This window comes from Micromonospora sp. NPDC051006 (assembly GCF_044456245.1).
In the GTDB taxonomy this organism is placed as follows: domain Bacteria; phylum Actinomycetota; class Actinomycetes; order Mycobacteriales; family Micromonosporaceae; genus Micromonospora.
This window is the reverse complement of sequence record NZ_JBITFP010000009.1, coordinates 60821-87257: the sequence shown is the minus strand read 5'-3', so window position 1 is coordinate 87257 and position 26437 is coordinate 60821. Positions and strand designations below refer to the sequence as shown.

Here is a 26437-nt window from a genome sequence, read left to right as displayed (position 1 = left end):
TCCGAACTCCGGCGGAAGGGGACGGGGGCGCGGCCCGGTGCCCGGACGGGCCGCGCCCGTACGGTCAGAGCTGGCTCCAGAGCGCCGGCACGTTCGGCGGCTCCCAGCCGGCGATGGCGGTGTGCGCCTGCCGGCAGCGGTAGCTCCGCCCGCCGTAGGTGACCTGGTCGTTGACCTGGTAGGCGCGGCCCGCCGTCCAGGTGCCGCCGGCCGGCGGGTTGGTCGGCGTGGGCGTCGGCGTCGGGGTGGGCGGGGGCGGTGGCGGGGTGGTGGGAGGCGGCGTCGACCCGCCGCCGCCGATCTGCAGGTCGATGCAGGAGTAGAACGCGTTGGCGGTGTCCGCGATGTTCCAGATGGCGAGGACCTTCTGCCGGCCGGAGAAGCCGCCCAGGTTCACCGTGTGCGACACGGTGGCGCCGGGCTGCTGGCCCCCGCCGTTGACGACGGCGACGCGGGTGTTGCCGATGTAGTACTCCCAGTTGCTGGTGGCGTGCCGGGCGGTGTTGACCCAGGTGAAGGTCACGGTGCTGCCGACCGAGGTGGCCGGCCAGCCCCGGCTGTCGTCGTTGAGCACGGCGAAGTGGGCGATGTTGGCGTGGCAGTTGCGCAGCCCCTTCGGGCCCTCGACGCTCTGCGGCTCGTACTTGATCTGGCCGCAGTCCGGAACCCGGTTCTGCGCGCAGAGCGCCTGCCGGCTCGCCGGCGAGGACACGTAGCCGTGCGCCTGGGCCGGGGCGGCGATGGCGAGTGAGGACAGGACGGCACCCGCCGCCACGAGCGGGACGGTGATTCTTCGACGCATGGTGGCACCTCCGTTGCCTGGTGACGATGCCCCCAACATAAATTAAACTTTATTAACAGTAAAGACCCCTGTCGATAAAAGGCATCGGTAATCACGGATGCGATTTCAGAGCACCAGGGTGCAGCCACGCTCGTCGACCCGGTCGGCCGTGTCGTCGTCGAGCCAGACCCCGCCGGTGGCCAGGTAGCGGAACCGGTACACGCCGGGGCGGAGCCGCACCGTCACCGTCCGGGTGCCGTCCCGGCGGGCCACCAGCTCGTGCCGGCCGGGCTCCCAGTCGTTGAAGCAGCCGACCACGCTGACCGCGCCGGGCGGGGTGTCCCGGGGCAGGCAGAAGGTGATCCGGGTCAGGTTGCCGAAGAGCTTGTTGCGCTTGATCACGGGGGGACCTCCAGCGGGCTTCGGGGCCGTCACCAGGCCTAACGGCCGACACGCCGGAGCCGACACGCCGCACCGGGCGGACCGGCTTGCGGCATTTCGCCCGCCCGGGACGAGGAGTGGCGCAGGCTGAGGGCACATGTCCTGATTCGGGGGGTTTCTCGTGGCAACCTGTGAGAGCTGCGGCAACGACTACTGGATGTCGTTCGAGGTGCGCACCGTCAGCGGTGACGTGCATACGTTCGACAGCTTCGAGTGCGCGATCCACCGGCTGGCGCCGATCTGCGAACACTGCGAGATCAAGATCGTCGGGCACGGCGTCGAGGTCTCCGGCCGGTTCTTCTGCTCCGGGCACTGCGCCCGGGCCGTCGAGGGCGCCCAGGGCGCCGAGATCCGAGACGCGGTCGGCGCCCGCCCCGCCTGAGGCGGCAGCCTGGGGTACGGTCGTCCGATGCGGCCGTTCACGGGCGTTCTGCCCCCGCCGCGCTCCTGACCGGAGCGCCGCGCCTCCGACCGACCGGTTGACCCGGCTCGGTCACCTCGCCGTACGCGCTCCGCCGACGTGGTCCCCAGTCCGCGGTTCACCCCTCTCGGAGCGCCCGCATGTCCTCTCGTCGTACGCCGTCCGCCCGTCGCTCGGCGGCCACCCCCGGCGCGCACGTCCGCACCGGCCTGATCCAGATCACCGTCACCGGAGTGCTCTGGGGCACCACCGGGATCGTCGTGCACCTCGTCCACCACGGCACCGGGCTGAACCCGGTGGCCATCGGCTTCCATCGCCTCGCGATCGCCGCGCTCGTGCTCTCGGCCTTCGCCGCGACCCGGCTGCGGCCGATGCTGGCCGCGCTGCGCGCGGCACCGCTGCCGCTGCTCTTCACCGGCGTCGGGCTCGGCCTCTACCAGGCGCTCTACTTCGCCGCCGTGGCGCTGGCCGGGGTCGGCGTGGCCACCGTGGTCAGCCTCGGCCTGGCCCCGGTGCTCACCGCGGCGTGGGAGTCCGTCCGCGCCCGGCGGATGCCCGGGCCGCTCCGGCTGGGCACGCTGCTGGCCGCGGTCGCCGGTCTGGTCCTGATCACCGGAGCCGCCACGCAGCCCACCGCGGCGGCGCCCCGACCGCTGCTCGGACTGCTCGCCGCGGCCGGGTCCGGGCTCGGTTACGCCGCGACCACCATCGTCAGCCGGCACGTCTCGCAGCACACCGCGCCGATGACGCTGACCACCATCTCCACCACCGTCGGCGCGTTGGCCCTGGCACCACCCGCCCTGGCCGTGGGCCTGACCGTTCCGGCCCGTCCCGAGGTGGTGGCCCAACTGCTCTACCTCGGGGTGGTCACCACCGCGCTGGCGTACGCGCTCTTCTACGCCGGGCTGCGCACCACCGAGGGCAGCGTCGCGGCGGTGCTGACGCTGGTGGAGCCGTTGACCGCGGCGGCGCTCGCCGTCGCCCTGCTGGACGAGCCACTGCCGGCCCCGGTGATCATCGGCGGGGTGCTGCTGCTGGCCGCGGTCGCGGCGACGTACCTGGAGCCGGAGCGACCCGCGGCGCAACCCCCGTCGCCCGCCGCGCCGCCCGGCCGCCTCGCCGCCGTAGGGCGCGAGGGCGGCGAGGGCCCGGGCGGCGCGACGTAGCGTCGGGCCGTCCGCGAGGGCGGCCTACCATCGCAGGATGCCGTCGCAGACGATCGAGGTACGCACCGCCGCCTTCGCCGACCTCGACACCCGCACCTTCCACGACCTGCTCAAGCTGCGGATCGACGTGTTCGTGGTCGAGCAGGACTGCCCCTACCCGGAACTCGACGGGCGGGACGTCGAGCCCGGCACCCGGCACCTCTGGCTCACCGGCGGCGACGGTCCGCTGGCGTACCTGCGCATCCTGGCCGACCCGGGCGGCGTGGCCCGCATCGGTCGGGTGGTGGTCGCCCCGCGGGCCCGTGGCGGCGGGCACGCCGGCCGCCTGATGGCCGAGGCGCTGGCCGTGGTGGGCGAGCGCCCCTGTGTGCTGGACGCGCAGTCCTACCTGGTCGACTTCTACGCCCGGCACGGCTTCACCGTCGCCGGCCCGGAGTACGTCGAGGACGGCATCCCGCACATTCCGATGCGCCGGGAGCCCGGCCATTGACCGATGCCGATAGATGTGCGAGTCTGCCCAACGGAGCCAGCATGAGAGTCGCGTGAGCGCGGGCTCGGGAGGGGCAACTCCCGGCCGTCCGGGCGTCGTCGTCCGACCTCTCCCCCGGGGGCCCTCGTGTCCACTGCACTCCGATCACACCGCATCCTGTGGCTGCTCGCCGTCGCGGCGACCGCCATCCTGCTGCTGACCACCGCCCTGGCCAGACCCGTCTCGGCACACGGGTCGGTGGTCGACCCGGCGTCCCGCAACTACGGCTGCTGGCAACGCTGGGGCAGCGACTTCCAGAATCCCCGGATGGCCACCGAGGATCCGATGTGCTGGCAGGCCTGGCAGGCCGACCCGAACGCCATGTGGAACTGGAACGGCCTGTTCCGCGAGGGCGTCGCCGGCAACCACCAGGCGGCCATCCCGAACGGCCAACTGTGCAGCGGCGGCCGCACCGCCAGCGGGCGCTACAACGCCCTGGACGCGGTCGGCGCCTGGAAGACCAGCCCGGTCGCCAGCAACTTCCGGGTCCGCTTCTTCGACCAGGCCAGCCACGGCGCCGACTACATCCGGGTGTACGTGACCCGGCAGGGCTTCAACCCGCTCACCGAGCCACCGGGCTGGGACGACCTGGAACTGGCCGGCCAGATCGGCAACACCCCGGCGTCCCAGTGGAAGCCGGAGACGGGCGGGGTGTCGATCGAGATTCCGGCCAGCGCGCCGGGTCGTACCGGCCGGCACGTCGTCTACACCATCTGGCAGGCCAGCCACCTGGACCAGTCCTACTACCTGTGCAGCGACGTCGACTTCTCCGGCGGACCGACCAACCCGCCGCCGACCACTCCCCCGCCCACCACGCCCCCGCCCACCACCCCGCCGCCGGCGGGGGCCTGCACGGCGACGTACCGGGTCACCGGGCAGTGGCCGGGCGGCTTCCAGGGCGAGGTCCAGGTGACCGCCGGCGGCTCGGCGCTGCGCGGCTGGTCGGTGAGCTGGACCTACGGCAACGGCCAGCAGATCAGCTCGTCCTGGAACGCGACCGTCTCGACCACCGGGTCACTGGTCACCGCGCGCAACGTCGGCCACAACGGCAGCCTCGGGGCCGGGGCGAGCACCACCTTCGGCTTCCTCGGCTCGTGGAGCGGCAGCAACCCGGCACCCGCGCTCACCTGCACCGGAACCGGCTGACCTCCATCGGATCCCCGGCCGGGGTCGCGTCCCACTCCCTCCGGGCGCGGCCCCGGCCGGCCCGGTGCCGGCGCGAAACGGGGCGACGGAGTGCGGCGCCGACCAGCTGCGGCTGGCGGTCATGACGCGGAGGCGGCTCGACGGTGACGACCGGCTGCCCGCCCGAGCGGACGTCCTCCGGTCACTGCCGAGGCGGACCGCCGTGCTGGCCTGCGTCCTGATCTGGGCCGGCTTCGTCGTCAGACCAGGCAGTTGACGATGTCGGCGACCGACCGGCGGCGCCCCGTGTAGAACGGGACCTCCTCGCGTACGTGCCGACGGGCGGCCGAGGCGCGCAGGTCACGCATCAGGTCGACGATCCGGTGCAGCTCGTCGCCCTCGAAGGCGAGCATCCACTCGTAGTCGCCGAGCGCGAACGAGGCGACCGTGTTGGCGCGCACGTCGGGGTAACCGCGGGCCATCTTGCCGTGCTCGGCGAGCATCTCGCGCCGCTCCGCGTCGGGCAGCAGGTACCACTCGTAGGAGCGGACGAAGGGGTAGACGCAGATGTAGTGGCGGGCCTCCTCGCCGGCGAGGAACGCCGGGATGTGGCTCTTGTTGAACTCGGCCGGCCGGTGCAGGGCCATCTGCGACCAGACCGGGGTCAGCGCCCGGCCCAGCGTGGTGCGGCGGAAGCGCAGGTACGCGTCCTGCAGGGCGTCGCTGGACGGCGAGTGCCACCAGATCATCAGGTCCGCGTCGGCGCGCAGGCCGGCCAGGTCGTACGTGCCGCGGACCACCACGTCCTTGCCGGCCAGCTCCGCGAAGAGCCCCTCGACCTCGTCCGTCACGTTGTCCCGCAGGGACGGCAGCGGGCTGCTGGCCCGGAACACCGACCACATCGTGTAGCGGATGCTCTCGTTCAGCTCCCGCAGCCGGGCCGCGTTGCTCTGCTCCGTCATGTCGCCGATCCTCCCAGTGCAGTGATGATCTCGTCGGCCGCCGTCTCACCCGAGCGGACGCAGACCGGGATGCCGACCCCGTCGTAGCCGGCGCCGGCCAGGGCCAGGGTCGGGTGGCCGGCCCGCAGCGCGGCCCGGACGCCGGCCACCCGGTCGGTGTGCCCGGGCGGGTACTGCGGCAGCGCCCCGCCCCAACGCTGCACGTGCCCGTCGACCGGTGCGGGCAGCGGGGCGCCGAGCACCGCCGACAGCTCGCGGTGCACGGTGGCCGCCAGGTCCTCGTCCGGGCGTTGCAGCTGCGCCTCCTCGCCGTACCGGCCGACGGAGGCGCGCACCAGGGCCAGCCCGTCGGGGCGGCGCAGATGCCCCCACTTTGTGGTGAAGAAGGTGGCCGCCTTGATCAGCAGGCCCTCGGTGCCCGGCACCAGGAAACCCGAGAGCGCGGGCAGCTCCGGCGCGGGCAGTGCCAGGGTCACCAGCGCGACGCTGGCGTAGTCCAGCCCGCCCACGGCGCCGGACAGCTCCGGGGCCGGCCCGGCGAGCAGCCGGGCGGCCGGCCGGGCCGGCACGGCGAGCACCACGGCGTCGACGTCGACGTGCTCCGGATCCCGGGTCGGGCCGACGGTGAGCCGCCAGCCGGTCGGCGTCGGGCGCAGCTCGCGGACCGCCGCGTCTCGGCGGATCGTCGCCCCACTCTCCCGCTCCGCCGCCTCGACCAGGGTGCCGAGCCCGCCGACCAGGGTGCCGAAGACCGGGGCGCCCGGTGCGCGGGGCGCGGCGGCCTGCGCGGCGCGGACCGCGGCGACCAGGGTGTGCTCCACCCGGCCCGCCCGGGCCAGCGCCGGCATCGTGGTGACCAGGGAGAGATCGTCGGCGCGGCCGGCGTACACCCCGCCCAGCATCGGGTCGACCAGCCGCTCCACCACCTCGTCGCCGAACCGGGACCGGACCAGGGCGCCGACCGACACGTCCTCGTCCGGACCGAGCAGCGGCCGGCCGTCGTCCCGGTCGGCGTCCGCGGCCGGCGTCGCCACCGTGGTCACCTTGGCCAGGTCACCGGGTACGCCGACCAGGGTGCCGCCCGGGATCGGCCGCAGCCCGCCGTCGACGGCGAGCGCGGCCTGCCCGACGGTGGGGTGGACGATCCGGTCCGCCAGCCCGAGCCGGCGGGCCAACGCCACCGCGGCCGACTCGCCGCCGGCCGGGTCGCGCATCAGGAAGGACTCCGCGCCGAACTCCACCGGCTGACCGGCCAGCTCTCCGGTGCGCAGCTTGCCGCCGAGGGCGCCGGACTGCTCGTACACCGTGATCTCGGTGCCGGCCGGGGCGCGGTCGCGCAACCGGACGGCCGCGGCCAGCCCGGCGATCCCGCCGCCGACCACCGCCACCCGCCAGGGCCGCTGCATGTCGCTCAGCCCCGGTCGGCCTGGCCGGCGGTCAGCTCGTGCACCAGCGCGACCACCCGGGTCAATACCTCCGGGTCGGTCTCCGGCAGCACGCCGTGGCCGAGGTTGAACACGTGTCCCGGCGCGGCCCGACCCTCGGTCAGAATCCGCCGTACCTCGGCCTCGACCACCGGCCACGGGGCGAGCAGCACGGCCGGGTCGAGATTGCCCTGCACGGCCTTGTCGGGGCCGACCCGGCGGGTCGCCACGTCCAGCGGGGTACGCCAGTCGACGCCGACCACGTCCGCGCCGGCCTCGCCCATCGCGCCGAGCAGCTCGGCGGTGCCCACCCCGAAGTGGATCCGGGGCACACCCGCGTTGGCGAGCCCGGAGAGCACGGTCACCGAGTGCGGCAGCACGTAGCGGCGGTAGTCCGCCTCGGACAGCGCGCCGGCCCACGAGTCGAAGAGTTGCACCGCGGAGACCCCGGCCGACACCTGGACCCGGAGAAACTCCAGCGTGACCTCGGCCAACCGGGCGCAGAGCGCGTGCCACAGCTGCGGGTCGCCGTACATCAGCGCCTTGGTCTTCGCGTGGGTCCGCGACGGCCCGCCCTCGACCAGGTAGCTGGCCAGGGTGAACGGCGCGCCGGCGAAGCCGATCAGCGGGGTGTCGCCCAGCTCGGCGACGAGCAACCGGACCGCCTCGTCGACGTACGGCACGTCGTCTCGGCTGATCGGGCGGATCCGCTCGACGTCCTCGGCGCCGCGCACCGGCTCGGCCACCACCGGACCGGTGCCGGGCACGATGTCCAGGTCGACCCCGGCCGCGGCGAGCGGCACCACGATGTCGCTGAACAGGATCGCCGCGTCCACCCCGTGCCGACGCACCGGCTGCAGGGTGATCTCGGTGACCAGCTCGGGGCGACGGCAGGACTCCAGCATCGCCACGTTCGCCCGGATCTTCCGGTACTCCGGCAGGGAGCGACCGGCCTGGCGCATGAACCAGACCGGGGTGTGCGGGGTCGCTTGACGCCGGCAGGCCCGGACGAAGGGCGAGTCGCCCGGTCCGGCGGGGGCGGATTCTCCGTCTCGGGCGGCGGTGCCCGTGGTGTCCGTGCTCATCGCGGCAATCGTGCCACGTGCGGGGGCGCCCCCAACGGCCGCCGCCCCGCTTTGTGACCCGTCCCGCCCGGCGCGCTCGACGGCGACCGCCCGCCGTGGTGGCACGGGCCACGCCGCCCGCGTCGGCGCGCCGTCCCGGCGGTGGCGAGGGCGCGGCATAGGCTGCCGGCATGGCCCCCCCGATCGCGCTCCCGGAGACCTTCGCCCGCGCGGTCTCCGGGCTCCGGTCCGCGGCGCCCCGACCGGAGATCGTGCTGGAGGAGGTCGGCGCGCCGCAGCGGCTCGCCCCTTACGCGTTCGCGCTTTCTGCCAGCGTGCTGCGGGACGGGGAAGAGGTCTCCACCGGGCGGCTGATCCTGCTGCACGACCCGGCCGGGCACGAGGCGTGGCAGGGCACCCTGCGGCTGGTCACCTACGTGACCGCCGAGCTGGAGGCGGACCTGGCCGCCGACCCGCTGCTGCCGGGCGTGGGCTGGACGTGGCTGACCGACGCGCTGGAGGCCCAGGACGCCGGCCACCGGGCCATCGGCGGGACGGTCACCCAGACGATGTCGACCCGGTTCGGCGATCTGGCCGGCCCGCCCGCCGCGGGGGACGTCGAGATCCGCGCCTCCTGGACGCCGGTCGACGACGACCTGGCCCCGCACCTGATGGCCTGGTGCGCGCTGCTGGCCTCGACGGCCGGGCTGCCACCGCCCGGGGTGACCGCGCTGCCGGAGCGTCGCCCCGCCGGCGCGGCCTGACCCCGGGTCGGCCGCTCAGAGGTAGTTCTCGGCCTCGTCGCAGACCTTGTTCAGGCCCTTCGTGGCCTTCTCGTACTCGCTGCGGTTGCCGGCGGACGCCGCGGCGAGCGCGGTGGTCAGCTTGTCCAGGCAGCTGGCGATGACCTTCTTCTGCCGGGCCTGCTCGTCGCGGTCGTTGCGGGTACCGGTGAGGTCCTGCTCGGTGTCGGCCAGCTTGTCCTGCATGCCCTGCAGGTCGACCCGGAGCTTCTCGATCTCCTTGGTGTTAGCCGCGATCGTGCCGTCCCGCTCACTGACCTGACCGGAGAGGCGCTGCTCGGTCCGCTCCAGCTCCCCGCTCTTGGTGACGTACAGGCCGGTCATCACGCCGCCGAGGACGAAGAGCAGACCGGCCACGAGGGCCAGGATCAACACCGGGCGGGCCTTGCCGGCGGTCGGGGCGGTCGGCCCGTACGGCGGGACGGCGCCGGGCGGCGCGGACATCGGCTGCCCGTAGGCCGGACCGGAGACCGGCGGCGCGGACATCGGCTGCCCGTAGGCCGGACCGGAGACCGGCGGCGCGGACATCGGCTGCCCGTACGCCGGACCGGAGACCGGCGGCGCGGACATCGGCTGCCCATAGGCCGGACCCGAGACCGGCGGCGCGGACATCGGCTGGGCGCTGGCGGGCGCGGGGTACCCGCCCGGCGCGGCGACCGTCGGGAACGCGGTGGTCGGCGCCGCGTACGGGTCCGCGGGCGGGGCCGAGAACGGGACGGTCGGCGCGGTGGGCGGCTCCGGGTGTGCAGAGCCGTAGCCGCCGGGCTGCTGCGGCGCCGGCTGGCCGGTGCCGTACTGCGGGTGCGGCTGCCGCGGCGGATAGGGGGTGCCGGCGGGCGCCGGCTGACCGGGCGCGGCCGGCGGCTGCGCCGGGTACGCCGACGGGAAGCCCTGCGGCCCGGTCGGTGGCTGGGACATCTTTCTTTCCTCCAGGTGAGCTGGCCCGACGCCGGGCAGGCGCGACGGACCGGACGTGGTACGGCCAGGTACCGCCCGGGTGGTACGACCCGGACGGGTGTCGGTGCGGCGACCGGAGACGGCCGCGGTGGGGGTGGCTCTCGCGCGGCGCCGATCAGCAGATCTTGAAGCCGTCGCAGGCGGTCTTGATAGGAACAGCGAGGCCGATGCCCTCGGCGTCACGTGCCTTGGCGGTGGCGATGCCGACCACCTGCTTGCTGCCGTTGATCACGGGGCCGCCCGAGTTGCCGGGGTTGATCGGCGCGTCGAACTGGATCGCCGGTGGGCCACCGGGCTCGGCCTTGCGGAACGCGCTCACCACGCCGGTGGTGACGCTGTCCTCCAGCCCGAGCGGCGCGCCGACCACCACGATCTGCTGGCCGGACTTCACCGCGGTCGACGCGGCGACCAGCCCGGTGAACTTGCCGGTGGTCCGCAGGTGGGCGATGTCGTTGGTCTTGTCGACCTTGACGATGGTGGCCGGAAAACGCTGGTCGGTGCGCTCCAGGAAGACCTGCCGGCCGCCGCTCTCCCAGATCGCCTCCACGACGTGGAAGTTGGTGAACAGGTTCGTCCCGCCGCCGGCGGCCGGTTTCCCGATCGCGAAGGCGGTGCCGGTGAACTGACCGGCGCGGACCCGGAACACGCTGGGCAGCGCGGCGCTGGCCACCGCCTCGGGGTTGAACGTCGCCCCGGCCTGCTTCTCCAGCGCCTCGGCGCGCTGCTCCAGGCCGTCGAAGCGGGCGCCGTCGTCGCTCTGGGCCCGCGCCAGCTGGCGGTCGGTGTCGGCGAGCCGGCCGGTGAGCCGGTCGATCTGATAGGCCTGGAAGCCGGCCAGCCCGGCCAGCACCAGCACGACCAGCACGGCGGTCAGGGTGAGCCAGCGCCGGCGGCGGGGGCGGACCGGCGGCACTGCGCCCGGCGGCATCGGGTAGGCCGGCCCACCCGCCGGCCAGGCGGGACCGGCCGGGTAGCCGGAGCCGGCCGGCGGGGTGCTCGACTGCGGCGCTCCGAACGGCGCGGAAGGGCCGGGGCCTACCGGCGGCGCGGTGGCGGGGCCGCCGGGCGGGGCCGAACCGGGCGTCGGGGCGAACCCCGGCGCCGCGGAGGTCGGCGCGGCGAAGCCCGGTGCAGCGAAGCCCGGCGGGGCGGAGGCCGGTGCGGCGGTGCCGCCCCACGGCCCGGTGTTCGGCGGGGACGACCAGCCGCCCCGGGCGGCCGGCACGACCGGTGGGTGCGCGCCGGCGCCGGACGGGGTCGGCTGATCGGCGGTCGACCAGCCGGAGGGGGCCGGGGCGGATGCTGGCGGAACGGCCCCGCGCGGGGTCGGTTGCGCGGGTACGCCCGGCTGACCGGCGATCGGAGACGCACCGGCCTGCCCGAAGCCAGTTGACGGCGCGCCGGGCTGACCCGAGGCGGGGAACGGCGCGCCGGGTGCCGGCTGGGCCGGCCAGGGTGAGCCGGCGGTCACCGGCTCGATCCGTGGCGGCAGCGGCCCCGGGCGGCCGGACGGCGGAGCCGCCGTGCCGGCGTCGCCGGCTCCGGCGTCCGCCGGTGCCCCGTCCGCCGAACCGTAGCCAGCCGAACCGTAGCCAGCCGTCATGATCGCCACGTCCTCCCCGTTGACGCCCGTGCCGCCGCCGGGTCACCTGGACCCTGGCCGGCGGCTCGATGGACCGTACCGGCGCGAACGGGCTTTGTCTTCCCCGATGTCCGCTCCGGAACAGCCATCTTCCGCCACCCGACCGACACACTCCGGACCGGCTGCACCCGCCGGATCGTGTCGCGCACTAGGGTTGTCAGGTGACCGACGAACCACCCCTGCGCCGTCGGGCCGCCGAAAGCCGTACGGGAAACGAACCGCACCACCCGCCGTCGGCCCAGCCGGAGCCGGCGGACGCGGGGACCGACCCGACTTCCGGCGGGCCCGTGCCGCTGACCGCTCCCCGCGAGGGGACCCCGCAACCGGTGGCCACACCGGAGGAACTCGCCGAGGTCGTAGCCCGTTTCGCCGCGGGCAGCGGCCCGGTGGCGCTGGACGCCGAGCGAGCCTCCGGCTACCGCTACAGCCAGCGCGCCTACCTCGTGCAGCTGCGCCGCGCCGGCGCCGGCACCGCGCTGATCGACCCGCTGCCGCTGGCCGACCTGACCACGCTCGACGAGGCGATCGGCGAGGCCGAGTGGGTGCTCCACGCCGCCAGCCAGGATCTGCCCTGCCTGGCCGAGGTGGGGCTGCGACCGCGCCGATTGTTCGATACGGAACTGGCCGCTCGGCTGGCCGGATTCGAGCGGGTCGGCCTGGCCGCACTGACCGAGCAGCTGCTCGGATTCACCCTGGAGAAGCACCACTCGGCGGCCGACTGGTCGAACCGACCGCTGCCCGAGTCCTGGCTGACCTACGCCGCGCTCGACGTGGAACTGCTCACCGACCTGCGCGACGCGCTCGACGAGGAGCTGACCCGGCAGGGCAAGTCGGCGTGGGCGGCGGAGGAGTTCGCCGCGCTGGTACGCACCGGCGCCCGTCCGCCACGGGTCCGCGCGGAGCCGTGGCGTCGCACCTCCGGCATCCACCGGGTACGCGGGGCGCGGGCGCAGGCCCGGGTCCGCTCGATGTGGTACGCCCGCGACCAGATCGCCGCCCGACGGGACGCCGCCCCGGGCCGGGTGCTGCCCGACTCGGCGATCATCGCCGCGGCGGAGCTTGATCCGAAGGACGAGCAGAGCCTGCTCACCCTCCCCGGCTTCGGCGGCCGCTCGGTCCGTCGACTGGCGCGTACCTGGCTTTCCGCGCTGGACGACGCACGGCAGTTGCCGGAGGACGCGCTGCCGGTCGCCCCGGTGGTCGAGGGTCCGCCGCCGCCGCACCGGTGGGCGGAGCGGGACCCGGTGGCCGCGGCTCGGCTGGCCCGGTGCCGGGAGGTGGTGCTGCGGATCGCCGGCGCGCACAACCTGCCCGCCGAGAACCTGATCGCCCCCGACTCGGTGCGCCGGCTCGCCTGGGTGCCACCGGAGGAGGTCACCGAGGAGACGGTGGCCGAGACGCTGCGCGGCTTCGGCGCCCGCGAATGGCAGATCGGCCTGCTCAACCCCGACCTGGCCACCGCCCTGACCGACCCCGGACCACCCCCACCATCCGAACCCACCACGTGATCATGAGGTGGGCGGCGATTCTGTAGATCGAAGTCGCCGCCCACCTCATGATCGGCAGACCGCGCGGCCAGGCCCGGGGCGCGGTTGGGGCTTGGTGTGGGGTGGGCCACACGGGGGGTGGTGTCGGGGTTGGTTACTGGCGAGTAGCATCCGAGGGAAACGCCAGTGCCGCGACCTTCGTTCGGTTCGTGGTGCCGCCTGCCGGCACCGCGGCCGACATGTGGTCGAAGAGGAGGCTCAAGTGCCCCGTGAAGTCCGGGATGTCGTGTTCGTCGACGGCGTCCGTACCCCGTTCGGCAAGGCGGGTGGCATGTACGCCAACACCCGCGCCGACGACCTGGTCATCCGCTGCATCCGCGAACTGCTGCGCCGTAACCCGCAGCTGCCCCCGGAGCGGGTCGAGGAAGTCGCGATCGCCGCCACCACCCAGATCGGCGACCAGGGCCTCACCATCGGCCGGACCGCCGCCCTGCTGGCCGGTCTGCCCAAGACGGTGCCCGGCTTCGCCATCGACCGGATGTGCGCCGGCGCGATGACCGCGGTGACCACTGTGGCCGGTGGCATCGCGATGGGCGCGTACGACATCGCCATCGCCGGCGGCGTCGAGCACATGGGCCGCCACCCGATGGGTGAGGGCGTCGACCCGAACCCGCGCATCATCGCCGAGAAGCTGGTCGACCCGTCCGCACTGGTCATGGGCGCCACCGCGGAGAACCTGCACGACCTGGTCCCGCACATCACCAAGGCGCGCACCGACGCGTTCGCGCTCGCGTCGCAGCAGAAGACCGCGAAGGCGTACGCCAACGGCAAGCTCCAGGACGACCTGGTGCCGGTCTCGATCCGCGACGCCGAGGGCGCCTGGGGTCTGGCCACGGTGGACGAGGCGCCCCGGGACACCTCGATGGAGAAGCTCGCCACTCTCAAGACCCCGTTCCGCCCGCACGGCAAGGTCACCGCGGGCAACGCGGCCGGCCTGAACGACGGCGCCACCGCGAGCCTGCTCGCCGACGAGGCGACCGCCCGCGAGCTGGGCCTGCCGGTCGCCATGCGGCTGGTCTCGTACGGCTTCGTCGGCGTGGAGCCGGAGGTTATGGGCGTCGGCCCGATCCCGTCGACCGAGAAGGCGCTGCGCATCGCCGGCCTGAGCATCGACGACATCGGCCTCTTCGAGCTGAACGAGGCGTTCGCCGTGCAGGTGCTCGCCTTCCTGGACCACTTCGGCATCGCCGACGACGACCCGCGGGTCAACCAGTGGGGCGGCGCGATCGCCATCGGGCACCCGCTCGCCTCGTCCGGGGTGCGGCTGATGACCCAGCTCGCCCGGCAGTTCGCCGAGCAGCCCGAGGTCCGCTACGGCCTCACCGCCATGTGCATCGGTATCGGCATGGGCGGCACCGTGATCTGGGAGAACCCGCACTGGACGGAGTCCGGCAAGCCGGCTCAGGGGGAGGGCAACAAGTGAGCGCGCTCGCCGCACCGAACGAGGTCGTCACCAGGGCGCTGCTGCGCCAGGTGGCCGTGCCGGGCCTGGACCGCCCCGCCGCCCTGATCACCCTGGACAACGGCTTCGACCACACCAAGCCGAACACCTTCGGCCCGGCCGGGCTGACCAGCCTGGACGAGGCGATCACCGCGGCGCTCGCGGCGGACCCGGCGTTCATCGCGGTCACCGGCAAGCCGTACATCTTCTGCGTCGGCGCGGACATCACCGGCCTGCCGCTGCTGGCGGACCGCGCGCAGGCGCTGGAGATCGGCCGGCTCGGCCACCGGGTCTTCGCCCGGCTCAAGGACAGCACCGTGCCGACCTTCGCGTTCGTCAACGGCGCCGCGATGGGCGGTGGCCTGGAGCTGGCGCTGCACTGCCACTACCGGACGCTCTCCGGGGGCGCGGCGGCCCTCGCGCTGCCCGAGGTCTCCCTCGGCCTGATCCCCGGTTGGGGCGGCACCCAGCTGCTGCCGAACCTGATCGGCATCCCGGCGGCGACCCAGGTGATCATCCAGAACCCGCTGATGCAGAACAAGATGCTCAAGCCGAAGCAGGCCGCCGAGCTGGGCATCGCCGACGTGCTGCTGGAGCCGGCCGACTTCCTGGAGCGCTCGCTGGAGTGGGCCGCCGGGGTGGTGCGCGGTGAGGTCACCGTGACCCGGCCCGAGGTCGACAAGGACATGTGGGCGGGCGTGCTCTACTTCGCCCGGCAGACCCTGGACCAGCGGCTGCACGGCGCGGTTCCGGCCGCGTACAAGGCGTTGGACCTGCTGGAGACGGCGAAGGACGCGGACTTCGCCGCCGGCACCGCCGCCGAGGACGAAGCCCTCGCCGACCTGGTCTTCTCCGAGGAGCTGCGCAGCGGCCTGTACGCCTTCGACCTGGTGCAGCGGCGGGCCAAGCGGCCGGCCGGCGCGCCGGACAAGAGCCTGGCCCGCCCGGTCACCAAGGTCGGCATCGTCGGCGCGGGCCTGATGGCCAGCCAGCTCGCGCTGCTCTTCGCCCGCCGCCTCCAGGTGCCGGTCGTGATGACCGACCTGGACCAGTCCCGGGTGGACAAGGGCGTCGGCTACGTGCACACCCAGATCGAGAAGGCCGTCAGCAAGGGCCGGATGGACAAGGGCACCGCCGCCAAGCTGTACGGGCTGGTCAGCGGGTCGGTCGACAAGGGAGTCTTCGCCGACGCGGACTTCGTCATCGAGGCGGTCTTCGAGGACCTGGCCGTCAAGAAGCAGGTCTGGGCCGAGCTGGAGAAGATCGTCAAGCCGGAGGCGGTGCTCGCCACCAACACCAGCTCGCTCTCGGTCAGCGCCATGGCCGAGGAGCTGGAGCACCCGGAGCGGGTGGTCGGCTTCCACTTCTTCAACCCGGTCGCGGTGCTCCCGCTGCTGGAGATCGTCCGGGGCGAACGGACCGACGACGCCACGCTGGCCACCGCGTTCGCGATCGGCAAGCAGCTGAAGAAGTCCTCGGTGCTGGTCTCCGACGCCCCGGCGTTCGTGGTCAACCGGCTGCTCACCCGCTTCCTCGGCACGGTGTTCGCCGCCGTCGATGCCGGCACTCCGCTGGACGTGGCGAACAGCGCGTTGGACCCGTTGGGTCTGCCGATGCGCCCCCTCGCCCTGCTCCAGCTCGTCGGCCCGGCGGTCGCGTACCACGTGGGCGGGACCCTGCACGCCGCGTTCCCGGACCGGTTCGGGGTGAGCGAGAACCTCAAGCGGATCGCGGACTCCGGTCAGCCGATCGTGGTCGACGACCGGATCAACGAGGAAGTGGCCAAGCTGCTCGTGGTCGGCGACCAGCCGCTCACCGCCGAGCAGGTACGGCAGAACGCGCTCGACGCGCTGGCCCAGGAGATCCGGCTGATGCTCGACGAGGGCGTCGTCGCCGAGGCGCAGGACATCGACCTGTGCATGATCCTCGGCGCCGGCTGGCCGTTCCACCTGGGCGGCGTCACGCCGCACCTGGACCGGACCGGCACCGCCGAAAGGGTCACCGGCCAGCGGTTCCTGCCGCGCGGGGCGGCGAGCCTGCGCGCCTGATCCCACCCCGCTCCCCCGACATCGCGGTGGCCGGCAGCGTCCCACGGACGTCGCCGGCCCCCGCGATCGTCTCTGCGCTCGGCGGCGGATCCGGCGGACGACTGGCGTTCAGGGACAGCGGCACGGGCACCTGGCTGGCTAACATCACCCGTTCTGCTTTTTCGACAGGAGCTGACCCATGTCCTACCCGCCCGACGACTCCTACCCCCCGCCCTCCGGGCAGGGTTCCTACCCACCGCCCCGCCAGCCGGGCGGCTACCCCCCGCTCCAGCAGGGCGGCTACCCCGCGGCGCAGCAGGGGGGCTACCCCGGACAGGGCGGCCACCCCGGACCACAGCAGGGGGGCTACCCCGGGCAGGGCGGCCACCCCGGGCCGCAGCAGGGCGGCCGTTCCGCACAGGGCGGCTATCCGGGACCGCAGCAGCACGGCTACCCGGAACCGCAGCGCGGCGGCGGCTACCCCGGTCCCCAGCAGGGCGGATACCCGGGTCCGCAGCAGGGCGGATACCCGGGCGAGCAAGGGGGCTACCCGGGGTCGCAGCAGCCGGGGGGCTACCCGCCGCCGCAGCGGCAGCCGGAGACCTATCCGCCCGCCCAGCAGCCCGGTGGCTACCCGCCGCAGCAGCAGGACGGCTTCGGAGGACAGCCCGGCCAGACGTACGGTGACCCGGCCGGCTCGGTCCAGCCGCCGCCGAGGAAGAAGTCCCGCACCGGCCGGATCATCCTGATCGCGGTCGCCGTGGTGCTTGTGCTCTGCCTGGGCGGGACCGCCGTCGCCTGGTTCGGCCTCAAGGACGAGGTGAGCGAGGGCGTCGAGGCGAGCAGGACCCGGGTGGAGGCCCCGGCCACGCTCGCCGGGCGACCCAAGATCACCGACCCGGAGCTGAAGTCGCTCTCCGACCAGATGGTCGCCGAGATGAAGAAGACGGCGCAGAACGAGACGAGCGCGGTCGGCGCCTTCTACGGCGACCCGGCCAAGCAGGACCTGGTGATGGTGATCGGTGTCTCCGGGCTGATGGCCGATCCGAAGAAGGAACTCGACGACGTGGTCACCGGCCTGGGCACCGAGCTCGGCGTCAAGGAGATGACCCCGGTGGAGGCTGGTCCGCTGGGCGGCGAGGCCCGCTGTGGCGACGGCAAGGCCGAGAGCGCGCCGCTGGGCGTCTGCGTCTGGGCCGACAAGGGCAGTGTCGGCGCGGTCGTGGTCTTCTTCAGCTCCGCCGAGAAGGCCAAGGCCGATTTCGTCACGATGCGCGGCGAGATCGAGAAGCGCGGCTGAGCCGGAGCCGACACGGGGCCCCTGCCACCACCCGGTGGCAGGGGCCCCGTCGTGTCAGGCCGTCCCGCGCTCGTGGGTCGAGCCGGTCACGAAGCCGGCGTCACTCGGCAGCCGGCGCCGCCGTGGCAGCCGGCGTCGCCGCTCGCTCGGCGGCGCTGCGCAGCACGCAGAACTCGTTGCCCTCCGGGTCGGCCAGGAGGACCCACCCCGAGCCGTCGGGCCGGCGGTGGTCGGCGACCTGCGTGGCGCCGATGGCGAGCAGCCGCTCGACCTCCTCGTCCCGGGTTCGGTCGGTCGGTTCCAGGTCCAGGTGGAGCCGGTTCTTCACCACCTTGTCCTCGGGTACGGCGAGGAAGAGCACCTCCGGACCACCGGGCGGCAGCAGCATGGCCTCCGGGTCCCCGGGGAAGTCGTCGGGCTGGCGGGGGCATTCGAAGACCTGGGCCCAGAATCCGGCCAGGGCGTAGGTGTCGTGGCAGTCGATGCCGATGTTGTGGATCCGTGCGCTCACGGTCGCTCCTTCGAGCTGGATGACCGCGCTCCGCAGTGCCGGCAGGGTCAGCGGTGGCCGGCGCGGGGCGCGGGACTGGTCATGGTGGACATCAGTCACACCCCCTCTCGGTCGTCAGGCTGACGCCGACGATCTTCGCAGCCGTGCCGACGGCCCGCAACCCCCGTGGCCCGCAACCGCCGGCGGCCCGCAACCCCTGTTGGCCGCGGGTCAGTGCCCGGTGGCCGGCTCCGCCCCGCCCCGCCCCTCGACCGGCACGGCGACCGCCGGAACGACGTCGGCCGACGGCAGGGTGACCGTCACCTCAAGGCCGCCACCGGGCTGGGCGACCGCCTGCACGGTGCCGCCGTGCGCGTCGCAGACCGCCCGGACGATGGAGAGCCCCAGGCCGGAGCCGCGGGCGCCGGTACGCTCCCGCCCGCCGCGCCGGAACGGCTCGAAGAGCCCCGGCACGTCCGCCGGATCGACCTCGAAGCCGGTGTTCCCGACCACCAACCAGGAACGCGCGCCGTCCGAGCCCGTCCGCACCCAGAGCCGCCCGTGCAGGTGGTTGTAGCGGACCGCGTTCTCGATCAGGTTGCCGGCCAGCCGGTCCAGCAGGCCCGGGTCGCCGACCACCGGGGCGGGCTCCAGCGACGTCTGCACCCGCAGCCCGATCCGCTCCACCTCCCGGCGCATCGCCGAGAGCGCGTTCGCGGTGCCGGTGGCCAGGTCGCACTCGGTACGCCGGCCGAGCCGGCGACCAGCCTGCGCCTCGCTGCGGGCCAGCACCAGCAACGCGTCGACCAGCCCGTTGGCCCGCTCCGAGGCGTCCCGGACCACGGTGGCCATCCGGCGGTACTCGGCGATGTCCGCCTCGTCGTCGCTGAGCGTCACGTCGATCTCGGTCCGCATCACCGCGAGCGGAGTGCGTAGCTCGTGCGAGGCGTTGGCCACGAACCGCTTCTGCGCCTCGAACGCGGCGGCGATCCGGTCCAGCATCGCGTCGAAGGTCTTCGCCAGCTCGGCCACCTCGTCGTCCGCCCCCGAGTAGCCGATCCGCTGGTCCAGGGTGGCCTCCCCCAGCCGCTGGGCGGTGGCGGTGACCTGGTGCAGCGGGCGCAGGGCACGCCCGGCCACCGCGTACGCGCCGGCCACCCCCACCACGCTGATCGCCAGCAGCGCCACCAGGCCCTTGGCCAGCAGCTCGCCGGACGCCGCGTCGACCAGCTGCCGCTGCCACTCGGCCGCGTCCAGCGCGCGGCCGTCGGCGAGCACCACGGTGGTGCCGGGCAGCAGCTCGTCGGTCGGGCGCAGCGCGTCGCGGACCAGCAGCCAGGCGAGCAGCACCAGGATCGCGCCGGCACCGACCAGCAGCACCCCGTTGAGCAGGGTGAGCCGCAGCCGCAGGGTCGGCCGCAGCCGGGGCCGCCGGCTCGACGCGGTGCCGGGCGCGGGGGCGCTCACGGGGCGACCTCGGCCGTGCGGTAGCCGGCGCCCACCACCGTCTCGATCAGCGGCGGATCGCCGAGCTTCTTGCGCAGCGTCATCACGGTGACCCGGACGATGGTGGTGAACGGGTCGGTGTTGGCGTCCCAGACCCGCTCCAGCAGCTCCTCGCTTGAGACCACCGCGCCGCGTGCCTTGAGCAACTCGGCGAGCACCCCGAACTCCTTGTTGGTCAGCTCGACCGGCACGCCGCCCCGGGTGGCCACCCGGCGGGCGGGATCCAGCACCAGGTCGGCCACCGAGAGCACCGGCGGCGCGGCCGGGGTGGCCCGCCGGCCGAGCGCCTGCACCCGGGCGACCAGCTCGTCGAAGGCGAACGGCTTGGGCAGGTAGTCGTCCGCGCCCAGCTGCAACCCCTCGACCCGGTCCGCCACCGTACCGCTGGCGGTGAGCATCAACACCCGGGTCAACGCGCCCGAGGCGGCCAGGTCGGCGCAGATCTGGTCGCCGTGCACACCGGGCAGGTCCCGGTCCAGCACCACCACGTCGTACCGGGTGACGAAGGCCAGTTCGTGCCCGGCATCGCCGTCGTAGGCGACGTCGACCGCCATGCCCCGCTTGCGCAACCCCCGCGCGATCGCGTCGGCGAGGTTGCGCTCGTCCTCCACCACCAGTACCCGCATGCCGGCCTCCTCGCTACTGACCCCCGACAACCTAGTGCCGGCCACCAAACCAGCGTCCCTCGCCGCGCAGGTCCGCTCGCCGTTGCCCAAGCCCCCGGGCTTACGCGATGCTGTCCGGCGGCCAGCCACCTCGACGGACGGACGCGCACATGACCGCAGCAGCCCCGCCCCGGACCCGGGACATCGTCTACCGCGGGTTCCGCCTCCCGGCCGACCTGGCGTCCGGCACCACCGAGGGGTTGCGTGGCGGAGCGGGCGGGCTGCTGCTGGCCGAGCCGGACGGTGCCCCGACGACCCGGCCCGGGCCGGACGACGACGAACGGCGGTACGAGTGGGGTCGCTGGACCGCGCCGCCGGTGCCGGTCGGCTTCGCCGTCGGCGAGGTGGTCCCGTCCTGGACCGCGCTCACCCCCGAGGGCTGCTGGATCGAGGTCGAGCTGCGCGGCTGGCACGACGACGCCCCGGCCACCGGCTGGTACGTGCTGGGCCGCTGGGCGGCCGACGACCGGGCGCTACGGCCGACCTCGGTGCCCGGGCAGCGCGACGGAGCCGCCCGGGTGGCCACCGACACGCTGGTCGTCACCGGGGCCACGGTCACCGGCTGGCAGGTGCGGGTGACCCTGCTCCGGCCGGCCGGCAGCACGCTGACCCCGCTGCTGCGCACCGTGGGCGCGGTCGCCTCCGGCCCGGACACGGCGGCCGGCCCGGAGGGCGCATCCGACCGGCGCGACCCGGTGGCCGCCACGGAGTCCGGGCGACGCACCGCCCACGGGGTCGTGCTTGAAGTGCCCCGGTACTCCCAGCGCCTGCACGCCGGGACCTACCCGCAGTGGGGTGGCGGTGGCGACTCGTGGTGCAGCCCCACCTGCACCTCGATGGTGCTCGCCTACTGGGACGCCGCGCCGCCCGCCGAGCGCTACGCCTGGGTCGACCCGCCCGGACCCCGGCCACTGGTGGTGCACGCCGCCCGGCACTGCTTCGACCACGCCTACGCCGGCGCCGGCAACTGGCCGTTCAACACGGCGTACGCCGGGCTGCACGGGGTCGACGCGTTCGTCACCCGGCTGCGCTCGCTGGCCGAGGCGGAGGCGTTCATCGCCGCCGGCATCCCGCTGGTGGTCTCCGCCGCGTTCACCGTCGGCGACGTGCCCGGGCTCGACTACGACACCCGGGGACACCTGATGGTGCTGGTCGGCTTCTCCCCGAGCGGGGACCCGGTGCTCAACGACCCGTACGCGCCGGACGACGAGGCGGTGCGGCGGACGGTGGACCGGGGCCGGTTCGAGGGGGTCTGGCAGCGCGGCAGCGGCGGGGTGGCGTACGTCATCCGCCCGCCCGGGGTGCCGCTGCCCCCGGCGCCCGCGCAGCCCAACTGGTGACCGCCCCCGCGCCGGCTGATCCACCGACCTCGCAGCCGGCCGGACCGCGAGCTACCGGCGCAGCTGCCACACCCCGTACGACCCGTCGCGCCGCCGGCAGATCAGCCGGTCGCCGCCGGTCTGACAGTCCCCGGCGGCGTCGGTGAGCACGTCCAGCGGCCGGACCATGCCGGTGGAGAGGTCCAGTTCGGCGACGAGCAGGCCCCCGTCCGGGTGCCGGCGCAGCCCGATCACCGGATCATCCAGGAGGGACGGCCGGGCCAGATCCCACCGCCCCAACTCACCGATCACCCGACCGGTCGTCGCGTCGAGCAGGCTGAGGTCCTCGGTGCCCGGCCCGGCGCTGCTCTGCGCGCTGGCTATCAGTTGGCCGTGACTCGGCGTCACCGAGGCCCACCGGTCGTCCGTCCAGCCCGGCCGCCCGGTTGCCGCGTCCACCGTCCGTAGCCCGCCGGAACGGGTCTGCAGGCAGATCACCCGGCCGCAGTCCATCGCGTAGAGAGCCTGGTCGACCGGCGTCCGCCAGCGCCGCTCCAGCCGGTCCAGCCCGTAGGCGCTGACCACCGGCGGCGTGCCGCCGATCGTGAGCAGCAGGTCACCGACCACCTGCACGCTCTGCGGCCGTCCGTCCGCCGGACCCCACAGGTCGTCCGTGACGAGCACCGCCCCGGTGGTGGCGTCGCGCACCTCGACCCGGCCGGAAGCGTCGTTGTGGACGATGCGGTCCGCCCCCGCCTCGGTGAACCGCAGGTTCACCTCCCCCGGTGCGACGTCGGCGCGCCAGCGCAACGTCCCGCAGCACCTGTCGACAGCGCGCAGCGTGCCGGCCCGGTCCCAGTCGCCCGAAGCGAGCAGCAGGTTGCCGTCGGCCAGCTCCACCGCGCCGCCCGGCTGCTGCCACCGGAGCGCGCCGGTCGCCCGGTCCACCACCATGGTCACGTTGGCCGCGCCGTCCGACGTGGCGCCGTAGCCGGTGACCAGCAGCGTCCCGGCCAGGGCGGTGACCATCCAGAACCGGCCGTTCACCGGCAGCGGCGCCTGCCAGGCCGGCTCCCCGCCGGGGAGCCGGTAGGCGGCCAGCCGCCGCTGCCGCCCCTGCTCGACGGTCGGCTCGACGAGCACGAAGAGGTCCCCGACGACGAACGCCTCCGTACCGAGCCGGGCCGGCACGACCACCGCGCTGCGGCGCTGCGCCGGGGCGCTGGCCGCGAGGCCGGCGAGCACGAGCAGCAGCACCAGCGCGCAGCGCAGCGGCCGGCCGGCGTCCCGGGGTGGCCGGGGCAGCGCCTCCGGCTCCGGTTCGTGGCGCAGCTCGCCCAGCTCGATCGTCGTCCCACTGCTCATTCCCGCCACCGCCACACGCCGAACGAGCCGTCCAACCGCCGGCACACCAGGGTGCCCGGGCCGGCCTGGCAGCTGCCGGCCGCGCCGGTGAGCACGTCGAGGAGCTGGGCGCGCCCGGCGGCGACGTCCAGCTCGGCGACGACCAGCCGGCCGTCCGCGGCCAGCCGGATGCCGAGGATCGGCGCGTCCGGGTCGTTCGACGACGCCAGCTGCCACGTACCCAGGTCGGCGACCAGCCGCCCGGTGCCGGCGTCCAGCACCGCGAACCTGCCGCTGATCTCCTGCTCGCGCAGGACGAGCAGCCGGTCCGCTTCGGCGGCGAGCACGAACGCCCACTCCGACGAGCTCCAACGCACCGCGCCCGTCGCCGGGTCGAGCGCCTGGATCCCGCCGGACCGCAGGTAGGCGCAGAGCACCTTCCCGCAGGACATCAGGTATGGCGTCGTTGCCAGCTCGACCGTCCAGAGCGGCTGAAGCCGGTCCAGGTCGTACCCGGACAGCGACGGCCGCCGGTCACCGGGGGTTGGCCGGGCCCCCTGGTCGCGGCCGGTCAGCAGCAGGTCATCGACCATCTGGATCGGCTGCTCCTCCGACGACACGGCGGGGCCGAGGTCGGCACGGCGCAGCAGGTCGCCGGTCGGGCCGTCGCGCACCTCCACCTCGCTCCCCGGCCGGACCAGCACGACCCGGTCGATCACGCCGTCCCGGATCCGGAACTGACCCCTCGCCGGCGTACTGGGTGCCGACCAGAACGGACGACCCGAGCGGACGTCCACCATCTGGACGGTCGCCGAAGCGGGGCCGGGGGGCGTCTCCAGGAAGACCCGCCCGGCCGCGTCGAGCCAGCCGAATCCGGGCTGCCGCCACCGGACCTGACCGGTCTGCGCGTCCAGCGCGATCGTCTCGGGCTCGCCGTCCTGACCGCCGGCGTAGAGGACCAGCGCGCCGCTGCCGGCCTGGACCCGCCCGAGTTCGCCGGTGAACGGCAGCGGGATCCGCCACAGCGGCGCGGGTCGCTGCGCGGCGCGGGTCGCCCGGTCGGGCAGCGGGTAGGCGAGCAGTTCGCGGTTGCGGTCGGTCAACCCCTGGACCGGCTGCGAGATGAGCAGCTGGTCGCCGGCGAGGAACGCCTCGGCGGTGGGCGACGCCGGCAGGACCGCGCTGACGCGGCCCGCGACGGACTCGGCCCCGGCCACGGTCGCCAGCACGAGCAGCAGCACCAGGACGATCCGCAGTGGACGGCCGACGGGCGGAAGGCGGCGCTCGGAAGCGTCCGTTGCCGGGCCCTCGCGCAGCTCGCCCAGGTCGATGACCGCCATCCGCTGCCCCTCCGTCACCTACCGCAACCACACCCCCGGCAAACCGGCCGTGGACGTACCGGCCCGGCAAATGCGACGCATTACCGCCTGTACGATGGCGCGTCGTGGCTGTGCCGGTGGTAGATCCCTCGCTGAATCCCGTTGCCGAAGCCGACCTGGTCGAGGTCCGGCCGTCGCGGCGGCCCCGACGCCGACCGGGTCGCGCCGACCTGTTGGCCCTCGGAGCCTATGTGCTGCTCGGCGTTCTCGTCTGCCTCAACTACTGGGGAGACGTGCAGGGCCGGGTCTCCTCGCACCTGCCCACCGACCACAGCTGGTTCGAGTGGCTCTTCGCCCACGGCGCGTACTCGGTGCGGCACCTGGAGAACCCGCTCTTCACGGCCCGGCAGAACGCCCCGGACGGGGTGAACATGATGGCCAACACCTCGCTGCTCGGGGTGACCCTGCCGTTGGCGCCGCTGACCATGCTGCTCGGCCCGCAGGTGATGTACGCGCTCTATCTCGGCGGCGCGCTGGCCGCCACCGCCGGCACCAGCTACTGGGTGCTCTCCCGGCACCTGGTGCGCTCGCGCGCGGCGGCCTTCGTCGGCGGCGCCTTCCTCGGCTTCGCACCCGGCATCGTGCACCACGCCAACGGGCAGCCCAACTTCGTCTCCAACTTCCTGCTCCCGCTGATCGTGCTGCGGGTGTTGCGGCTCGGCGAGCCGGGCCGGTGGCGACGCAACGGGCTGGTGCTCGGCCTGCTGGTGGCGTACCAGATCTTCATCAACGAGGAGATGCTGCTGCTGACCGCGCTGGCCTGCCTGGTCATCGTGCTGGCGTACGCCGTGCAGCGGCCGAGGGCGGCGTGGGCCGCGGCCGGTCCCTTCGCCGCCGCGCTCGGCGTCGGCGGCGGGCTGGCCCTGCTGCTCACCGCCTACCCGATCTGGTTCCAGTTCAACGGGCCGCAGTCCTACCGGGGGTTGCAGGGCGGGGTGTTCCACAACTGGGGCGAGGACCTGGCCGCCTTCGTCACCTTCGCCCGGGACACCGTGGCGGGCGAGCCCGCTGTCGAGCAGACCATCGGCCTGACCGAGCAGAACACCTGGTTCGGCTGGCCGCTGGTGCTGGTGGCCCTGGCGGCCCTGGTGCTGCTGGTCCGCCGGTCGTTGGTGGCCCGGATCCTTGCCGTGCTGGTCGTGGTCTTCAGCGTCGCGGCGATCGGGCCGCGGGTGCGGCTGGGCGGCGTGGAGACCGGGGTGTACGGCCCGTGGCACTACATCTCGGACGACCTGCCGCTGGTCGAGATGATGATGCCGACCCGGCTGACCCTGGTGGTCGCCGGGGCGGTGGGCGTGCTGCTCGCGCTGGCCTGGGACGCGGCGTCCCGGGCCGGGCGTCCGGCCGCCGGCCGGGTGCGGGTGCCCGCCCAGCGCACCGGCGAGCCCACCGACGCCGACGGACCCTCGTCCGAGGTCGCCGCGCCCGCGTCGACCGGGCGGCGCTGGCTGCGCCCGGTGGGGTACGCGGCGATCACGCTCGCCGTGCTGCCGCTGGTGCCCCGGCCGCTGCCCGCCCAGCCGGTGGAGCCGCCGCCGCACTTCATCACCGCCGGCGGCTGGCGGCCGTACGTCCCCGCCGGACGGACCCTGGTGCCGGTGCCGATCCCGAGCAACGTGCACGGGCTGCCGACGCTGCGGTGGAGCGCGCTGACCGGGCAGGAGTTCCCGGTCCCCGGCGGCTACTTCATCGGCCCGAACGAGAAGGGCGAGGGCGTCTTCGGCGCGCCGAACCGCCCCACCAGCACCCTCATCTACTCCACCATGGACTCCGGCACGGTGCCCCCGCTCACCGACGAGAACCGCCGGCAGGCGGTCGAGGACCTGCGCTGGTGGCGGGGGTCGGTGGTGGTGCTCGGGGCGCATCCCCGGGAGGCGGTGCTGCGGGAGTTGATGACCGGCCTGCTCGGCCCGCCGCAGCGGGTCGACGACGTCTGGCTCTGGGACGTCCGGTCCCTGATCGGCTAGCCGGTCCCCCACCTGGCCGTCGGCCCGCCGCGGGCCGCCGGCCGGGGGGGGCCCCCCCCGCGGGGCCGGGGCAGCGCACCCCGGGGGGGGCGGGCCACCACACCCCCCCCGCCCGCGGCCGGCCGGGCCCCGCCCGG

23 protein-coding genes are annotated in these 26437 nt (G+C 74.4%); 11 read left to right on the top strand and 12 right to left on the bottom strand.

The annotated features are described in order from the left end of the window. Positions 1-64 precede the first annotated feature (64 nt). Positions 65-802 (bottom strand): lytic polysaccharide monooxygenase, encoded by a 738-nt coding sequence (locus ACIBBA_RS16685; protein WP_396698052.1) that lies wholly within the window; start codon positions 800-802, stop codon positions 65-67. 105 nt (positions 803-907) lie between these two features. After that, positions 908-1183, bottom strand: a complete 276-nt coding sequence (locus tag ACIBBA_RS16680; RefSeq protein ID WP_350875211.1) for an isoamylase early set domain-containing protein — start codon at positions 1181-1183, stop codon at positions 908-910. 160 nt (positions 1184-1343) lie between these two features. On the opposite strand from ACIBBA_RS16680, the gene ACIBBA_RS16675 reads away from it, so the two are divergent. The 4 genes from ACIBBA_RS16675 to ACIBBA_RS16660 all read left to right on the top strand — a co-directional run bounded on the left by ACIBBA_RS16675 (position 1344) and on the right by ACIBBA_RS16660 (position 4484). Further along, positions 1344-1604 carry a Prokaryotic metallothionein gene (locus ACIBBA_RS16675; protein ID WP_350875209.1) on the top strand — a complete coding sequence of 87 codons (261 nt, stop codon included), beginning with the start codon at positions 1344-1346 and terminating at the stop codon, positions 1602-1604. Between the two features lie 179 nt (positions 1605-1783). Then, a complete protein-coding gene (locus ACIBBA_RS16670; protein WP_396698050.1) occupies positions 1784-2809 on the top strand; it encodes a DMT family transporter in 1026 nt (341 codons plus the stop codon). A 37-nt stretch (positions 2810-2846) separates the two neighbouring features. Beyond that, positions 2847-3299, top strand: a complete 453-nt coding sequence (locus ACIBBA_RS16665; protein WP_396698048.1) for a GNAT family N-acetyltransferase — start codon at positions 2847-2849, stop codon at positions 3297-3299. A 126-nt stretch (positions 3300-3425) separates the two neighbouring features. Next, positions 3426-4484, top strand: coding sequence for a lytic polysaccharide monooxygenase (locus ACIBBA_RS16660; RefSeq protein ID WP_396698046.1), 1059 nt, complete (start codon positions 3426-3428; stop codon positions 4482-4484). 239 nt (positions 4485-4723) lie between these two features. Here the strand turns inward: ACIBBA_RS16660 and hemQ are convergent, their stop codons facing one another. Genes hemQ through hemE form a run of 3 tightly spaced genes read right to left on the bottom strand, consistent with a single transcriptional unit; the run spans position 4724 to position 7934 of the window. Next, positions 4724-5425, bottom strand: coding sequence for a hydrogen peroxide-dependent heme synthase (gene hemQ / locus ACIBBA_RS16655; RefSeq protein ID WP_396698044.1), 702 nt, complete (start codon positions 5423-5425; stop codon positions 4724-4726). Then, positions 5422-6831: a protoporphyrinogen oxidase gene (gene hemG / locus ACIBBA_RS16650; protein WP_396698042.1), complete on the bottom strand. Its 1410-nt coding sequence runs from the start codon at positions 6829-6831 to the stop codon at positions 5422-5424. The genes hemQ and hemG overlap by 4 nt, the downstream gene beginning before the upstream one ends. Before the next feature lie 5 nt (positions 6832-6836). Continuing rightward, positions 6837-7934, bottom strand: coding sequence for a uroporphyrinogen decarboxylase (gene hemE, locus ACIBBA_RS16645; protein WP_396698040.1), 1098 nt, complete (start codon positions 7932-7934; stop codon positions 6837-6839). Between the two features lie 170 nt (positions 7935-8104). On the opposite strand from hemE, the gene ACIBBA_RS16640 reads away from it, so the two are divergent. After that, positions 8105-8677, top strand: coding sequence for a DUF3000 domain-containing protein (locus ACIBBA_RS16640; RefSeq protein WP_350875197.1), 573 nt, complete (start codon positions 8105-8107; stop codon positions 8675-8677). A gap of 15 nt (positions 8678-8692) precedes the next feature. Here the strand turns inward: ACIBBA_RS16640 and ACIBBA_RS16635 are convergent, their stop codons facing one another. Both ACIBBA_RS16635 and ACIBBA_RS16630 read right to left on the bottom strand, forming a co-directional pair. Then, complete coding sequence (locus tag ACIBBA_RS16635; RefSeq protein WP_396698038.1) at positions 8693-9634, bottom strand: hypothetical protein; 942 nt, start codon at positions 9632-9634, stop codon at positions 8693-8695. A 154-nt stretch (positions 9635-9788) separates the two neighbouring features. Then, entirely contained in the window at positions 9789-11276 is a 1488-nt protein-coding gene (locus ACIBBA_RS16630; protein WP_396698036.1) for a trypsin-like peptidase domain-containing protein, read from the bottom strand. Positions 11277-11476: 200 nt separating this feature from the next. On the opposite strand from ACIBBA_RS16630, the gene ACIBBA_RS16625 reads away from it, so the two are divergent. From ACIBBA_RS16625 to ACIBBA_RS16610, 4 genes are all read left to right on the top strand, one after another. Continuing rightward, on the top strand, positions 11477-12823 hold the full coding sequence (locus tag ACIBBA_RS16625; RefSeq protein ID WP_396698034.1) for an HRDC domain-containing protein: 1347 nt from the start codon (positions 11477-11479) through the stop codon (positions 12821-12823). A gap of 241 nt (positions 12824-13064) precedes the next feature. Next, on the top strand, positions 13065-14285 hold the full coding sequence (locus ACIBBA_RS16620) for an acetyl-CoA C-acyltransferase (RefSeq protein ID WP_350875191.1): 1221 nt from the start codon (positions 13065-13067) through the stop codon (positions 14283-14285). Then, positions 14282-16351 (top strand): 3-hydroxyacyl-CoA dehydrogenase NAD-binding domain-containing protein, encoded by a 2070-nt coding sequence (locus ACIBBA_RS16615; protein ID WP_396698031.1) that lies wholly within the window; start codon positions 14282-14284, stop codon positions 16349-16351. The genes ACIBBA_RS16620 and ACIBBA_RS16615 overlap by 4 nt, the downstream gene beginning before the upstream one ends. A 178-nt stretch (positions 16352-16529) precedes the next feature. Beyond that, on the top strand, positions 16530-17630 hold the full coding sequence (locus ACIBBA_RS16610) for a hypothetical protein (RefSeq protein WP_396698029.1): 1101 nt from the start codon (positions 16530-16532) through the stop codon (positions 17628-17630). 100 nt (positions 17631-17730) lie between these two features. Here the strand turns inward: ACIBBA_RS16610 and ACIBBA_RS16605 are convergent, their stop codons facing one another. The 3 genes from ACIBBA_RS16605 to ACIBBA_RS16595 form a co-directional block, all read right to left on the bottom strand. Further along, positions 17731-18141, bottom strand: a complete 411-nt coding sequence (locus ACIBBA_RS16605) for a VOC family protein (protein ID WP_396698027.1) — start codon at positions 18139-18141, stop codon at positions 17731-17733. A gap of 210 nt (positions 18142-18351) precedes the next feature. Continuing rightward, positions 18352-19587: a sensor histidine kinase gene (locus ACIBBA_RS16600; protein WP_396698025.1), complete on the bottom strand. Its 1236-nt coding sequence runs from the start codon at positions 19585-19587 to the stop codon at positions 18352-18354. Continuing rightward, complete coding sequence (locus tag ACIBBA_RS16595) at positions 19584-20252, bottom strand: response regulator transcription factor (RefSeq protein ID WP_357053343.1); 669 nt, start codon at positions 20250-20252, stop codon at positions 19584-19586. The genes ACIBBA_RS16600 and ACIBBA_RS16595 overlap by 4 nt, the downstream gene beginning before the upstream one ends. A gap of 149 nt (positions 20253-20401) precedes the next feature. On the opposite strand from ACIBBA_RS16595, the gene ACIBBA_RS16590 reads away from it, so the two are divergent. Continuing rightward, complete coding sequence (locus ACIBBA_RS16590) at positions 20402-21631, top strand: C39 family peptidase (protein WP_396698023.1); 1230 nt, start codon at positions 20402-20404, stop codon at positions 21629-21631. Positions 21632-21682: 51 nt separating this feature from the next. Here the strand turns inward: ACIBBA_RS16590 and ACIBBA_RS16585 are convergent, their stop codons facing one another. Together ACIBBA_RS16585 and ACIBBA_RS16580 are read right to left on the bottom strand one after the other, a co-directional pair. Further along, positions 21683-22975, bottom strand: coding sequence for a PQQ-binding-like beta-propeller repeat protein (locus ACIBBA_RS16585; RefSeq protein ID WP_396698021.1), 1293 nt, complete (start codon positions 22973-22975; stop codon positions 21683-21685). Further along, entirely contained in the window at positions 22972-24312 is a 1341-nt protein-coding gene (locus tag ACIBBA_RS16580) for a PQQ-binding-like beta-propeller repeat protein (protein WP_396698019.1), read from the bottom strand. Before ACIBBA_RS16580 ends, ACIBBA_RS16585 begins: the two co-directional genes overlap by 4 nt. 92 nt (positions 24313-24404) lie before the next feature. Between ACIBBA_RS16580 and ACIBBA_RS16575 the strand changes: the two genes are divergently transcribed. After that, positions 24405-26300: a hypothetical protein gene (locus ACIBBA_RS16575; protein ID WP_396698256.1), complete on the top strand. Its 1896-nt coding sequence runs from the start codon at positions 24405-24407 to the stop codon at positions 26298-26300. Positions 26301-26437: the final 137 nt, after the last annotated feature.